Source organism: Acinetobacter sp. WC-141, assembly GCF_000313935.1.
Classification (GTDB): domain Bacteria; phylum Pseudomonadota; class Gammaproteobacteria; order Pseudomonadales; family Moraxellaceae; genus Acinetobacter.
In genome coordinates, this window is record NZ_AMSS01000039.1 from 1 (window position 1) to 12,791 (window position 12,791).

General features: G+C 39.7%; 16 protein-coding genes. All 16 read right to left on the reverse strand.

Annotated elements, in window-relative coordinates; translation table 11 throughout:
• A partial coding sequence (locus ACINWC141_RS06025; protein WP_009389177.1) for a tape measure protein occupies positions 1 to 4,035 on the reverse strand: 4,035 nt, incomplete at its 3' end.
• A 62-nt stretch (positions 4,036 to 4,097) separates the two neighbouring features.
• Positions 4,098 to 5,039, reverse strand: a complete 942-nt coding sequence (locus ACINWC141_RS06030) for a hypothetical protein (protein ID WP_009389185.1) — start codon at positions 5,037 to 5,039, stop codon at positions 4,098 to 4,100.
• A gap of 574 nt (positions 5,040 to 5,613) precedes the next feature.
• Positions 5,614 to 6,129 carry a phage-derived protein YdaY family protein gene (locus ACINWC141_RS06035; RefSeq protein ID WP_034677836.1) on the reverse strand — a complete coding sequence of 172 codons (516 nt, stop codon included), beginning with the start codon at positions 6,127 to 6,129 and terminating at the stop codon, positions 5,614 to 5,616.
• Positions 6,130 to 6,200: 71 nt separating this feature from the next.
• Positions 6,201 to 7,118 carry a phage tail tube protein gene (locus ACINWC141_RS06040; RefSeq protein ID WP_009389195.1) on the reverse strand — a complete coding sequence of 306 codons (918 nt, stop codon included), beginning with the start codon at positions 7,116 to 7,118 and terminating at the stop codon, positions 6,201 to 6,203.
• 51 nt (positions 7,119 to 7,169) lie between these two features.
• Positions 7,170 to 8,474 (reverse strand): pyocin knob domain-containing protein, encoded by a 1,305-nt coding sequence (locus ACINWC141_RS06045; protein ID WP_009389196.1) that lies wholly within the window; start codon positions 8,472 to 8,474, stop codon positions 7,170 to 7,172.
• Positions 8,474 to 8,824, reverse strand: a complete 351-nt coding sequence (locus ACINWC141_RS06050) for a hypothetical protein (protein ID WP_009389181.1) — start codon at positions 8,822 to 8,824, stop codon at positions 8,474 to 8,476. Before ACINWC141_RS06050 ends, ACINWC141_RS06045 begins: the two co-directional genes overlap by 1 nt.
• 100 nt (positions 8,825 to 8,924) lie before the next feature.
• On the reverse strand, positions 8,925 to 9,446 hold the full coding sequence (locus tag ACINWC141_RS06055) for an SH3 domain-containing protein (protein ID WP_009389182.1): 522 nt from the start codon (positions 9,444 to 9,446) through the stop codon (positions 8,925 to 8,927).
• A gap of 127 nt (positions 9,447 to 9,573) precedes the next feature.
• A complete protein-coding gene (locus ACINWC141_RS06060) occupies positions 9,574 to 9,792 on the reverse strand; it encodes a hypothetical protein (protein WP_034677833.1) in 219 nt (72 codons plus the stop codon).
• A gap of 1 nt (position 9,793) precedes the next feature.
• A complete protein-coding gene (locus tag ACINWC141_RS06065; RefSeq protein ID WP_009389201.1) occupies positions 9,794 to 10,192 on the reverse strand; it encodes a phage tail terminator-like protein in 399 nt (132 codons plus the stop codon).
• Between the two features lies 1 nt (position 10,193).
• Complete coding sequence (locus ACINWC141_RS06070) at positions 10,194 to 10,562, reverse strand: hypothetical protein (protein WP_009389191.1); 369 nt, start codon at positions 10,560 to 10,562, stop codon at positions 10,194 to 10,196.
• Entirely contained in the window at positions 10,534 to 10,938 is a 405-nt protein-coding gene (locus tag ACINWC141_RS06075; RefSeq protein ID WP_009389186.1) for a hypothetical protein, read from the reverse strand. Before ACINWC141_RS06075 ends, ACINWC141_RS06070 begins: the two co-directional genes overlap by 29 nt.
• 11 nt (positions 10,939 to 10,949) lie before the next feature.
• Complete coding sequence (locus tag ACINWC141_RS20285; RefSeq protein ID WP_009389193.1) at positions 10,950 to 11,120, reverse strand: hypothetical protein; 171 nt, start codon at positions 11,118 to 11,120, stop codon at positions 10,950 to 10,952.
• Positions 11,120 to 11,488, reverse strand: coding sequence for a hypothetical protein (locus ACINWC141_RS06080; protein ID WP_009389178.1), 369 nt, complete (start codon positions 11,486 to 11,488; stop codon positions 11,120 to 11,122). The genes ACINWC141_RS20285 and ACINWC141_RS06080 overlap by 1 nt, the downstream gene beginning before the upstream one ends.
• Positions 11,488 to 11,868, reverse strand: a complete 381-nt coding sequence (locus tag ACINWC141_RS06085; protein WP_009389198.1) for a hypothetical protein — start codon at positions 11,866 to 11,868, stop codon at positions 11,488 to 11,490. Before ACINWC141_RS06085 ends, ACINWC141_RS06080 begins: the two co-directional genes overlap by 1 nt.
• 3 nt (positions 11,869 to 11,871) lie before the next feature.
• Positions 11,872 to 12,246, reverse strand: a complete 375-nt coding sequence (locus ACINWC141_RS06090; RefSeq protein ID WP_009389189.1) for a HeH/LEM domain-containing protein — start codon at positions 12,244 to 12,246, stop codon at positions 11,872 to 11,874.
• A gap of 43 nt (positions 12,247 to 12,289) precedes the next feature.
• Positions 12,290 to 12,791 (reverse strand): major capsid protein (locus ACINWC141_RS06095; RefSeq protein ID WP_009389180.1); only part of this gene is annotated, 502 nt, incomplete at its 5' end.

Consider the following 12,791-nt stretch of genomic DNA (forward strand, 5'->3'; position numbering starts at 1 on the left):
GTCATCAAGATTTGAGCGATCCTGAACTAAACCATTTGAAGAGAAGTAAACTTTTCCGTCGTGGAATAGATCAGAGCTTGCTGAAGAAGCAGTAGGTACACGACTATTACCCTTATAAATAATCTGGCCATCTTGAACCGGTTGATTGAAGATGTCAGATTGCTTTTGGCTTTCTATAAAAGCATTAGAGCTCATCATTGCACGGCGCATGATATTATCAGCTGAAGCATTATTGTTGAGGAATGCTTCAGGGCCTGAGCTCTTACGCATTTTCTCAACTAAGCCAACACCACCCCAGCGTTTAATATCTTCTTGGGACCATACGATCTCGCCTTTGTGCACAGCACCGGCAACTTCATATTTCCCACCTCGACCAGTGAAACCACCGTCCGCAAAGCCTTGATCTTTAATTGCCCTGATGTTAGCAATAATGCTAGCACCTTGTGCAACGGCTCCAGCAATCAAAGGCAAGTTATAAGGGAAACCAGCTTTTGAAGCAGCTGCGATATTTTGCTGGATGGCAATACCTGCAGCTGCAATTGCATAAGCTTTATCTGCAGCAAACATGAGCTTATAGGCTTTGGACTGTTCACCAAACATTGAACCAAACATCGAAGTGACTGAACCCATCATTTGTCCACCAAGGGCAATCTGAGCGTTTAATCGATCTTGTTGATACTTGTCTTCAACGTCCTTAACGTTCTGAGCATAATCACTGTAAATTTGATTCCGTTGCTCTTGAGCAGCTTGAATGATCGCAGTTTTCTGGTTTTCGTAATCCTGCTGACTTATAAGCTGTTGCTCAAATTGTGCATTTAAAGCCTCAATAGAATTTTGTTCATTTAAATTAACCACACCTTGCTGACTATCAAGTAGATTTGTCGCGGCACTTAGGCGGCTAGATCGTTCTTGATCTAGTCTATAGAACTCACCACTGCCATTCATATCAGCTTGAATACCACCCCATGCTTGACCAGCTTTTGCTGCACGATCAAGTGCTTCTAATCGTTCTTGATCACGTGATAATGCCAGTCGCTTACGTTTTTCCTCCTCATCTTTTACTGTTTTAGCAATTTCTTCTCGCTCCAATCGGTAGCGTTCTTGCATTGCCTCAGTTTCTGAAAGCAAGAATAATTTAGCTTGAAACAAACGTTGCTCTTGAGCAAGTTTTAGTAAACCTAATTCTTGTTGCAACTGTTGAGCTAACAAATTAACAGCTTCTTTACGCTGTTCTTTTGTCATCTCTAAGTCGTGTTCGGCTTCAAATTGACGTTTTGCAAAACTGTCCTTTAAAAGCTGCTCTTCCGACTTGGTGAAATCACGGAATGAATCAAACTTAGTCTTTGTAGCTTGCTCAGCAATAGCAATATCATTATCTGCACGTGCTTGAAGTTCTGCTTTTATTTCAGCCTTACGTTCCGGGCTAAAGTTAGCTTTATCAACATCCTCAAGTTTTTTGGCCAGATCATTCCTAATCTTTTTTACTTGATTAGCAACCTCATTTTCTAATTGAAGGCGAAGTTTTGCCTGCTCCTCGGCCATTTTAGTGGTATCTTGAATAAGCTTATCAAAGTCTTTTGATGAAATATCACCAGCAGAATAGCCATTAATACCAGCCATGTAACTTTGATAGTCTTTCCAGTATTGATTATTATTTTTACCAATACCTTTACCCTTCATTACATTGCCTTCACCTGCATGGTATGCACGTACAGCCTTTTCTAAATCACCTTTAAAAAGCTTCAAAAGATAAGACATGTACTTAGCCGCACCTTCAGCAGACTGTGCTAAATCAGTGCGGTCTTTTATGCCATATTGCTTGGCAGTACCTTCGAGAAACTGAAATCCACCAGTGGCCCCGGTTTCTTTGTTATAGGCTTTTGCATTACCTCGAGATTCGATCATATGAATCGCGGATAATGTTCCTGATGGGAGTTTGTATTTAGACTCTAGATCTGCAAAGCCGAATTTTGAAGCATTTGCTAGGACTTTCGCATTTACATTTAGTACTTTTTGCTGATTTTTAAGCTCCTTGTTTTGCTCCCGTATAGAATCAGTTCTAGCATCCGTGATGGCTTTGATTGATTCTTCTGCTTTCCAAGTATCCGTTAATGCTTTCATAGCCTCTCGGTCTGCTGCCTTAAGACCCTTAGCTAATGAATCTTTATAAAGCTTCAATAAATCATTAGCCTGAGACTCAGAAAAACCCTTTTTCATTACTATCTCGACAAATTGCGTATCCCACAATTTATCTGCATACAATTTCTGTAAGGACTTTTGAGCCTCATCTGCAGCCTGTTTTGTATTCTTGATAGCATCAGCATGCTTCTGTTGCTCAATTGCTGCATTTTGGGCTTTATTACCCGTTAAGGTAACTTCGATACCAAACAATTTAATGGCTGTTTTCGTCTTATCAGCCTTTTCATAAGCCTCATTGTATTTGTCGATTTGCTCCTTTAATGCATCTCTTAAGCTTGGGGGTAACTTCTGTTTAGCAAGTTGCTCCATAGCCTCCTTGTAGCTAATTGTGCCCAATCGAGCTTCATTAGAAATCCTTGTAAGTTCAACATTGCCTTTACCGAAGTTTTGAATATCAATTAAGGCTGAACCAACGGCCAATTCTGTTTTTTTCAACTCCTCATTTTGAGCTTTAAAGGCCGTTGTTAAGTCATTAATAGCTTTGGTTTTTGCCTCACCTTTTAACCCTTTTAATTCTTCAGCAGTACGGTTAGCCACTTCGGCTTGTTCAGCAAGTGTTCTATTCGCTTCTTCTGCCTTACCTTTAAAATAAGTATATGTTGCAGCCAGAGCGGATACACCTAGGGTAATTGCGCCAATTGGACCGCCGATAAGTCCTAATGCTCGACTGCCAATACTGCCAACCAAAGAAGAAGCTGCTGAGAGTCTTGATTGAGCAGCGGTTTGTGCATTTGTAGCAGCAGTTACTGCTGCTTGTGCCTGTGCATAACGTGTAGCTGCCGCAGTTGCACCAAATTTAGCTTGGGTTTCTGCGTTTGTGGCTCGGACATTCGCGAGATGCGCTTTAGCCGCATTCAAGGTAGCTGTAGCTTCTGCATATTCAGCTTGAGCGTTTAATACTGATGCTTGGCGGCTAGCTAAAGTCGATGTTATTCCATCCTTAACTGCTGCGCTCTTCATTAAAATTGCATGAGTGATATACCCAATACCAACTACCAATGCCCCATCTGCAATTAAATCTAAATTACTTGCAAGAGTTTGAACTGATCCAGCTAATACCTGTGCGGCCCCACTACCTTTACCAGCCTCACCCACAAACTTAGTAATTTCGTTATTTAAAAGTGTGAGTGATTGACCAATTGTGATATCAGTTTTAGCAAACAGCGCATCAACATCGTCTTGGACATTATTAAGGGCCTTAACGATTTCTTTTGAAGTAATCTTTCCTTCTGCGGCTACTGAACGTAATTGCCCCACTGTAATACCCATGCCTTGTGCAATAGCTTTTGCTAAAGCAGGGGTTTGCTCCATTACAGAATTCAGTTCTTCACCACGTAATGTACCACTGGCAAGAGCTTGTCCGAACTGTACTAATGCTGCATCAGCGGCCTCCGCACTTGCTCCACTAATAGCCACAGCTTTTGATACGGTTTCAGTTAATCGGGCAGTATCTTCCATCGTAAGATTTAATGTCTTGGCATTATCACTAAAGCGCTGGTACACCTGTAAAACTGAATCCCAAGCAGAATATGTCTTTTGAGCAATTCGGAACGTATCTTCAGTTGCTTTATTTAGCTCAACTTGGTTATTAGTCACTAATTTAAGACGGTTTTGAAGTCCTGTGTATGTATCCATCTTAGATATTGCAGCACTAACAGTAACCAATCCTGCCATATAGCCAGCAAGTGCACGTGTCGAGACAGATAAGCCATCCATAGACTTGGAAGCATATTCACCTTTACGTTCAATACTATTGAGCTCATTGCCTAAATTACGTGCATTACGTTCAGCATTTTGCGATTCAATAACAATGACCAACCGAGACTCTTGTGCCATTTTTACTTTCCTCTAGGCAATAAAAAACCCACTCAAGGAGTGGGTTCTCTTACATGAAAAAATTACTTTTCTGGATCAGGATGATATTGACCATCTCTTCCCAAAAATAAGACTTTATTTGCAAATCCAACAACATCAGCCCCATACGAGTTTTGAGCTGTATATTCAATACCAATTTTAAGCAGTGCCCCTTCTTGCTTTACAACTGCACTTCTTGGTTTAAATGAATAGGGGTTTTTTAAACCAATCTTTTCTAAAACTGACACGAAATATAAATTCTGAGAAATACCATTTTTTGAAAGGGGTAAATTAATATTTGGATCTAATACTGTTATTACACTAATGTTAGTTTGTTTCCCTTCTCCATCCTTAAGTTGAGCAATGTACTTTGTATCTTTATGAATCAAATCCTTTAAATTCTTTTTTTTAAGGTTTTCATTTGCCAACTTATAAAGTTTTTTGTTTTCTTCTATTCTTTTTTCAATAATTTCAGAAAACTTTTTTTCAACTTTATTTGTTTGATAATTCTCATTGAGGTTGGTGAATGTTAAAGATGATGATAGATCTACTTTTTTAAAATACTCATTGGAACCAAACGATGATTTTAAAGCGGAAGTTAAGTTAGACGTCTTATCACCAACTATGTAACTCTTCGACTCTTCATCTATTAAAACCACCAGTATCTCTTTATTTTTTGAATCAAATGCAACAAACGTTTTTAAATGCTGCCCAACAAACTTATTTTTATTTTGACGAAACTCAGCTGTTAATACCCCATTTATAAGATTATTTTCACCGATACAACTATCTTCATCAAAATCTGTGGATTTCATTGCTCCAAATTTCATTAATTTTAAATCAAATGCTTCTTTAAAATTTGCATCATAGGCAAGTAAATTAAAGCCTCTTAATTTGCAGTTCTCATTATAATTAAGTGGTTGTGGCGTGTTCGCAATAGAAAAAACCGGTAAGAAAATTAAACTTAAAAAAATAAACTTTTTCATGAAATTACCCCTATATTTACAAGTAATTTATCAAACTGATTAATAAATGTCACATAAAGCAAAACCACCCGAAGGTGGCTTAATTATCTGTCATTCATAAACTTAAATAGGATTAATATAGTAGAAATATATAATTTCACTGACTAATAATAAGATAGCAAAAATTAAGTACGTATCTACTGTATTAAAGCTTTTAAGAAATTTCAAAATATCCATAAGTTACAAACTCCTTAAACACACATCAAAATTATTACATATATTTACATTAAGCTACATAACTTGTAATTTAAGTGTATAAATTTCCACCAATAAATAGATCGTTACTTTTGAGGCTTTGATGAGATCTTCTTATGGGCTTCTTCAATAAATAAATTGTCTAAAGCAAAAATACAGTCATTAAAGATATGTGCATCAACTGGCAAATCATTATGCTCAGCATAAACATTGATTGCCTGCTGATCTAAAGATAACGGGATACTCTGCTCATATCGTCTAGATCTGATAATCGTACTAAAGGCAGCAAGGATTGAGTCAGCCGCATAAGAATATTCTGGTGGATCCGGAATGTGTCCACCTAAGAATTTGATTTGTTCGATTTCGTGCGGCGTTTTCGACGCATACGTTTTCTGGTATTTGTAGAGCTCGATGACTTTCCCAGAATTAAAGCCTTTTCTTTATCAGCTTCTTCTTGGATCTTTTGTGCTTGTTCTTTCACGAATAACCAGATCGAAATACCAATATCACCCAAATTAAGCAGTTTTGATGCATTCCCGGGTGTATAGGCCATTTCAGTTTCTTTAGTCTTTCCATCAACAACTTGGGCAAACACCACACCTTTCCAGTCTTCGATTAAGTGAGCTGCACAAGCATCCATTAACAACTCGTGATAAAGCTTGGCATTTTCATCTTTAACCATCACATCATAGCCTTTAGACGAGATCTGGTTTCCAGCCCGTTCAATGGCTACCTGAAAAGGCTTGTAAGCGACACCACGCACTTTGAACTCTGCCTGTACCTCGCCATCCGGTCCTTTATATTCACACCATTTTGAAACGTCCGAGCTTTTAATTATTCCGACTTTTAAAGCCATAACAACCTCTGAAATTTTAGAAATAAAAAAGCCCATGGGATTCCATAGGCTCTAAGGTTTATTAATTTGAATTACACAAGAGCACGCACAATGGTTGGAGCGGTACGAACTTGAGCAAAGTTAATATCTAAAGTGATGATGTCATCACCACCGCCATCCGGGTGATTGGCTTCCATGACTTCGAGCTGTGGGAAATTAAGGGAATATTTACTGCCTTTGCTGTCTTTAATATCGAAGGTCAGTGTGAATACATCACGGGTTTTGATTGCATCAATCCAGGCTGCAGCTGTAGCCGAAAACATGAATGATCCATTTGCTTCGATATCCATCATCTTTTCAATGTAGAACTCTGGCGTGTACTTGCCCGAACCGATACAACGAATTGCTTCTAGATTATTATTGAATGAAAGCGTCAGAGATTGCATGCAGGCTTTACCTTGAATGGACTGGCCATTTACAAGCAAGTTTTCAACGTTTGGCATACTGACTAAAGGGCGACTTGATGCAGCTACAGGATTGGTAACCGGGTTAACTTGCTGACGGGTAAAGGAACTACCGACCAGACCGAAATTCCCGGTGATCTTGCCTGTAGTCTGAATAGTGATTTCACCTGTATTCACCTGTACACCACGGTAAATAAAGACCTGACCAACATCCTCAAAAACTTTAACTAAGGTTAGTGATTTACGTACGGTACCACCAAAACTTAAAGAGTTGCCCGCCCAGTTATTAAAAGCCAGTGCACTCAAGAAAAGGTCAAATGTGCCGAGAGATAATTCAAATTCTAACTGACCTGCCACTTCTGCTTCAGTTACTACACCACCTTGGCGAAAACGCGAATTCACTACTTCATTGCTTTCTTCAGTAGATACATTTTCTGATAACCCATCTGTTACACGGCGAACGGTGTACCAGATAGGATTTGCCGGAGTGGTTCCCAATACTGCTTCTTCACAAGCATATAATCGAATTTTTGAACCTGAACTCATTTATGGTTCTCCAAAATTTAGGCATAAAAAAACCGCTAAATTAGCGGGTTGTTAAAGTGTTTCATCTGTATCTGAAATTTCGGGCGGTTCAATGCCTTCCATTGCCGCTGCTACAGCTTGAGATAAGTTTGTCGGTTGAAAATCTACTGGCGTTTCACTCCCTTCTCCTTCAAATTCTGGCTCAGGCTCTTCATGTAAACGAATATCGATCCAGCGTGAGAAAGGAATATCCATAGGATTTTCCAGATCAGCAACGATTGCTGCGAGTTCAATATCAAACTTGCGCTTATAGGTTTTAATGGAAATATCACCATTCTCTAGCGTTTCATAAACAACGGCGACAACTGTATTCCCATTCGCATCTTTCGGCACTTCGACATACCAGCCTTCCTGAGCAAAACCTAATGAGCCTTTAATCAGGTAATCACCAATTCCATGCTTTTCGAAAGTAATAGGTTGTTTTTCAGCATCAGTATTTAATTCAATATAATCACTGAATAGTTTTACGACTGGTGAAGCTGCTTTGATGAAGCCAGAACCATCAACAGTTGTATTGTGTTCACCGCGCAAAGCGTACCAAGGGGTATAAGCACCCTGATATGATCTGCGTCTAAAGCCGATATATGTTGCTGAAGTTGCAATACTTAAATTAGCAGCATGTTCAATAGCACTGCTCGCATTTAACCCAAGAATATATTGGGCCTGTGCCGTAGGATAATCACCTGCAGCAGTTGCGCCCGCTCCTGTAGTTTGGAGCCCGATAAACGATCCTCCACTATCGAAACCGGATAATGCTGTTGACCCCAAGTTTTTATTTGCAGCAAAGCCATTATTCACGATTCGCTGAAATTCTGGTGAGCTGGCATCTACAAGACGCTTCCAATCGGACCAAGTAGCCAGATCTGCAGTTGATCGATACCAGATACGACCACTTGAAGCAGAAACATAAATCTGATTACGATAATTGTTTGAACCTGAAATGCTTAAAACAAGTAAAGAGCCCACAACCCCGGCTTCAGGAAAGTTTAAGGCAAGGGTTGCACTAGCAAATGTATCGTTGCCATAGAACCCTACTGTAGTCATGTTATTAAGGTCAGCGCCTCCGACATCAGTATTTCGAAGAGGTTTACCTAAACCAAAATCACCAACTCTAAGTACTCGTCCAGTCGTATCGTCAGAATATGATGTGGTAAGAGTACCTGCTGCAGCTGTACCAGCTCCTTGAACTTGAGAAAGTTGCGGATTCAAATTCGGAATACCTGAAGCAAAAGGCAACATAAACTGCCGCTTGCCTTGAGCCGAGTTGTACGGAAATGGCCGATGATCCCAACTAAATTTAAATAGTAGATTTGCCATTATGCGGTTACTCCATCAATCACCTGGAATGTCAAAGTTTCAGTGTGCTGTGTAGTACCACTCACCACTGCTTTAATATCCATTTGGACCAAACCCAATGGCCATGCAGATGTGCTAGCACCCGATTTCACATTAAGCCATCCTTTCTGAGTGGACTGACTTAAAGGCACACATGTCAAAGTTGCAACAGCAGCACCTTCTGTAGTTTTGACTTGAGAGGTAAATGTGTAGCCTGTTAGATCAATAGCGCGGCGAACATCATCGGCTGGATATTGCAAGGCATCGTCCGTATCGACCAACTGCAAATTCAAGTTGAATGTGTCACCACGCTTAAAACAAAAATTGCTCATAAGTGATTCCTGTAGACATAAAAAAACCACCGATGAGGTGGTAGTGAATAAGATGTAAAAACCTCTCAAAAATAGAGATTTTCAATATTTAATAAATTTGTTAATACCTTGGTTTATATCTCTTATTGCCTCCACTAGTAATACAATAGTGCCCACCTCTTGGTCCCACACAATAATCAACTACGGCACAAGAACAATCGCTAGCATTGTATTTTTGAGACTGCTTTTTTACTGAATGATGCGATTGCGATTTTAAAGCCTGATAATTATTAGACTTAGACTTTCTAGCCTTTTGTTTAAAACAGTCTTCTGTTTCACACAAAAGTTTCTCGGAGATCCATTGAGGTGATGATGAATTTAGAGAAATACGTACCCAGTTTCCTTTTTTCTCATAAATATCAACTTTTTCACCACGTCCAAGTTTTGCTACAACACTACCATTAGGCTTATCTCTAATATTAAGTGTATTGGTATTGATATATTTGGATTCTATAACCTCTTCAACTGCGTTTTGTGTTTCTTCAGAATTTGAATTGTTTCTTGAGGTATTGTCATTTCCAGAACCAAAAATTCCTAAAGCTATTATTCCTGCGGCACCCCAGCCTAAAGTAGATTTTTTCATGTTTTACCATTTGTTATATATTTCCTTCACAGTAACAGAATGTAATCATGAATTGAAATCTGCTTTAATTTTAATTAGCTAATCCTTAAAATTTACCCCCATTTTGTTGGCCATATTATTGGTAAAATTAAGGCTTGTAATCGAGGTCAACACTCACACCAGTAACATCATTATGTTTGGTTCCACCAATACTTTGAACCTTTGCCAATCGGATGTTTACATCCGAAACACACAGCTTGTTTTCACGTTGCCATTTACTCAACTCAACAGCCATAACTTTTTCTAAATGACGCTCAAGCTCTTGCCGTTTAATTTCGATTTCTTCTAATGTCAGCATGCACGACATATCAATTTACCTTAAACCCAATCGAAACATTATACTGAATGAAGTCAGCATCTTGCCCAACAAAAGTTGATTGTCCTTGTAAACATTCTAGATGATCGATTGAGTAATATTCAAAATGGGCAAGCAAAGCATCACTCAGCTTTGTGATTTCCATTATTCCAGAATTGGGACGAGCAAAGCATTGGACCATAATATTACCTGTACGGCGTGTACAAGGATTATCAGCAATGCCTGAAATAAAACTTGGACCGCCCGCAATCGTTAAGCGACACCACAAACCTTCCTTTGGAACCTTAAAGCCTGGTAAATTTGGATACTGGATTCTATCCTGGGAAATACTAGTAAAGCTTTGCATACGTTCGGCAATTGCTTGCCTCGCCTGCTCTAAAGTCATTGCCATATTAGCCGCCATACTTCTGAGAAATAAAGGTAAAGGTGGTGTTGTAAATTCCTTGTGGTGCTTGATCAGACCACCCATTTTCTAAGCGCTCAGCATAAGGCTGGTTGTTCTGTATGTAGACCAAATTACCCAATTTAATCTTTACAGCTTGAATAGCAGCATCTTGAATTGGGTTAGTTTCAGGTCCACGTATGCCGAAATCAGCAGATCCAATTGAAACGATATGAGAAGCACGATAAGTGCCCGTATCAACTGGGCTTGAAACTACTAAAGATTGCACCGTATCCATCGTGATTTTCTTAACTTGTTCTTCAGCATTTTTCACCACATCAACACTAAAGCTAGTCGGCTTTTTCCCCTTCCATCCCATTGCTCACCTCGCTTGCTTCGTACATTTCAAATAAGTCTTGTGCGATTGATTGAATTGAATACGCTTCAAATTCAGCACTTGGATCGTTCTCGCCCATTCTTCGTTTAACTATTTGCCAGACATGAACTGCCTCATGCAAAAGTAGCCCATAAACTTGGAGCTGATCTCTATCTTCCGTATCACCAATTTGAACAATTGCATAAGCACCATCTGAAAAAGTACTAACCTGTGCATCCGCCCCCATATCCAAAAATTGATCGGCTTTATCCATATCTTCAAATAACAAATCCATGTGTAGTTGATTTCGAGCAAGCGTGTACTGCACATGTTGAAATGGCGAGATATACCATTCAGGAACATAATCAGAATTAACCATGGTTTAACCTGTTAACTAGGTAAAGGCGTTTCAGTCGCTTCTCTACCATCAAATGAGTTATGAATAAAAATGCCATCCTCATATTTGGGATGGCATTCGCAGTGAAATAATGAATGTGGCTTTAGATCATCATCAGGCAGCACTTGAATGCTGTTATAAAACTCATGAACGGACCAAGTCATTACACTTTCCTCAACTGACATTTCCAAATAGTAGAAGCAGGATCTTGTTGGATATAAATAACTCTAAATGACCCTAAGGCTGTTAGCCATTCATCATCTATTTTTGGTGTCATACCCACTTCATTTTGAAGAACGATAGCCTTCTTGTCTGTGGCCAGTACTCCAAGCGTCTGGATCTCATATTGACTGTAAGAGCCAAATAGAACACCACGGCCGGAATAGTTTTCCTTAACCTCGATTGAAGTTTCAGTTTTAGGATCCCAGTTAGTTTTTGAGATCCGCTCACATGTAAAGGTATGCACGGCGTCAGCTAAATCTTCATTAAATGCTTCAGCAATTTCAGTTTGTAATTCTTCGCGTAGGCCCATTAGATTTTCCTGACAAAAAATACAGATTTTCTTTTGCAGTATGGTTTGATCAAATCAAGAATGAATTGCTCAGTTGCATTAAGTTTTGCTGACCCGTCTTGATATTCCTTTTCAGTCTCAACCGTATCAGCCTTTACTTTCTTACGCTTTAATGCCTGTTCCTGTCCTTGATATAGATCACCTTTAATAATGCCCTTGATGATTTGATATGAGGCTGTTTTCAAGGGCTCAGGAACCAGAGTGGCATCTACATAAGGTTTAACATTACGTGCTAATAGATAAGCTTCTGACATCTGAAGGTATTGAGCCTTATCACTGGCAGATAAAGCATCAAAGCCTTCAACATGTTCTATCGCTTCTTGTTCAGTGATAAAGCTCATGGATTATTCCTTTGGAAGAAGCGCTAATAACTCGTCTTTTTTAGCACCTGGTTCAAATGCAATACCTTTTTCAGTTAACAAAGCTCGAAGTTCATCAACTTTAAGCCCTGCATAATTAATTGGTTGTTCTTGCTCACCACCAGTCTTTTGCTCGCCATCCGGGTTTTGGTTGCCTTGAGCTTGCTGGTTGTCACCATCTTGCGTTTGTTTTCCTTCACCCAATTCAAGCTCAGCAATACGCGCTTTCATGGCTTCTGGATCATTCTGAAAGGCAATGAACTCACCTTTCAACGTTGCCAGTTGTTCTTCTAGCTCAGCAATTTTTGTTTCGATCATTTGTTGTCTTTCCCGTGCACGGTTAAATGATGAAAGTCCCATTTGAGGATCTCCAAAAAATAAGGCGGGATAGCCCGCCTATTAGTTATTTGATCTTGTGCTTGAATGCCACAATACGGATCTGTTTTGGATCGTAAACACGTTCCCAGTTTGCAGCTGTAGCAAGACCTGCGTTATTAGGTGCAATACCAGTCGCACCTGCCCACTTAATGCCACGAGGGTGCAATACAAAGTGACGGCGGTTAATAAGAATGTCAGTTCCCGCTAGACTATCGCGGTCAGTCTCTACACCAACTGGTGCACCAATATCTTGGAAACCGATTGCACCTTGACCGAATAAGAATGAAGTGAATACATCCCCATCAACTGGCATACCGTCATCAACAATCACACGGCGATCCATGAAGGTTTTATAGAGCACGACACCATCAGCGTCACGTACGGTTTCGATCAAACCTTGTTTAGCTAGTGCAGCCATGGTTGCCGAATGCATGGCAATAGCCGTTAATTTGTCTACGGCATCCCCAAGCTTGTATGAAGCATCAACAAAAGATACGCCATCAATTACAGCGGCAGCTCCAGTTCCA

Bases quoted from the DNA above. Each gene is read 5' to 3' on its own strand.
- ACINWC141_RS06030 (WP_009389185.1), bottom strand. From the start codon at position 5,039: ATGAAAAAGTTTATTTTTTTAAGTTTAATTTTCTTACCGGTTTTTTCT.
- ACINWC141_RS06035 (WP_034677836.1), bottom strand. From the start codon at position 6,129: ATGGCTTTAAAAGTCGGAATAATTAAAAGCTCGGACGTTTCAAAATGG.
- ACINWC141_RS06040 (WP_009389195.1), bottom strand. From the start codon at position 7,118: ATGAGTTCAGGTTCAAAAATTCGATTATATGCTTGTGAAGAAGCAGTA.
- ACINWC141_RS06045 (WP_009389196.1), bottom strand. From the start codon at position 8,474: ATGGCAAATCTACTATTTAAATTTAGTTGGGATCATCGGCCATTTCCG.
- ACINWC141_RS06050 (WP_009389181.1), bottom strand. From the start codon at position 8,824: ATGAGCAATTTTTGTTTTAAGCGTGGTGACACATTCAACTTGAATTTG.
- ACINWC141_RS06055 (WP_009389182.1), bottom strand. From the start codon at position 9,446: ATGAAAAAATCTACTTTAGGCTGGGGTGCCGCAGGAATAATAGCTTTA.
- ACINWC141_RS06060 (WP_034677833.1), bottom strand. From the start codon at position 9,792: ATGTCGTGCATGCTGACATTAGAAGAAATCGAAATTAAACGGCAAGAG.
- ACINWC141_RS06065 (WP_009389201.1), bottom strand. From the start codon at position 10,192: ATGGCAATGACTTTAGAGCAGGCGAGGCAAGCAATTGCCGAACGTATG.
- ACINWC141_RS06070 (WP_009389191.1), bottom strand. From the start codon at position 10,562: ATGGGATGGAAGGGGAAAAAGCCGACTAGCTTTAGTGTTGATGTGGTG.
- ACINWC141_RS06075 (WP_009389186.1), bottom strand. From the start codon at position 10,938: ATGGTTAATTCTGATTATGTTCCTGAATGGTATATCTCGCCATTTCAA.
- ACINWC141_RS20285 (WP_009389193.1), bottom strand. From the start codon at position 11,120: ATGACTTGGTCCGTTCATGAGTTTTATAACAGCATTCAAGTGCTGCCT.
- ACINWC141_RS06080 (WP_009389178.1), bottom strand. From the start codon at position 11,488: ATGGGCCTACGCGAAGAATTACAAACTGAAATTGCTGAAGCATTTAAT.
- ACINWC141_RS06085 (WP_009389198.1), bottom strand. From the start codon at position 11,868: ATGAGCTTTATCACTGAACAAGAAGCGATAGAACATGTTGAAGGCTTT.
- ACINWC141_RS06090 (WP_009389189.1), bottom strand. From the start codon at position 12,246: ATGGGACTTTCATCATTTAACCGTGCACGGGAAAGACAACAAATGATC.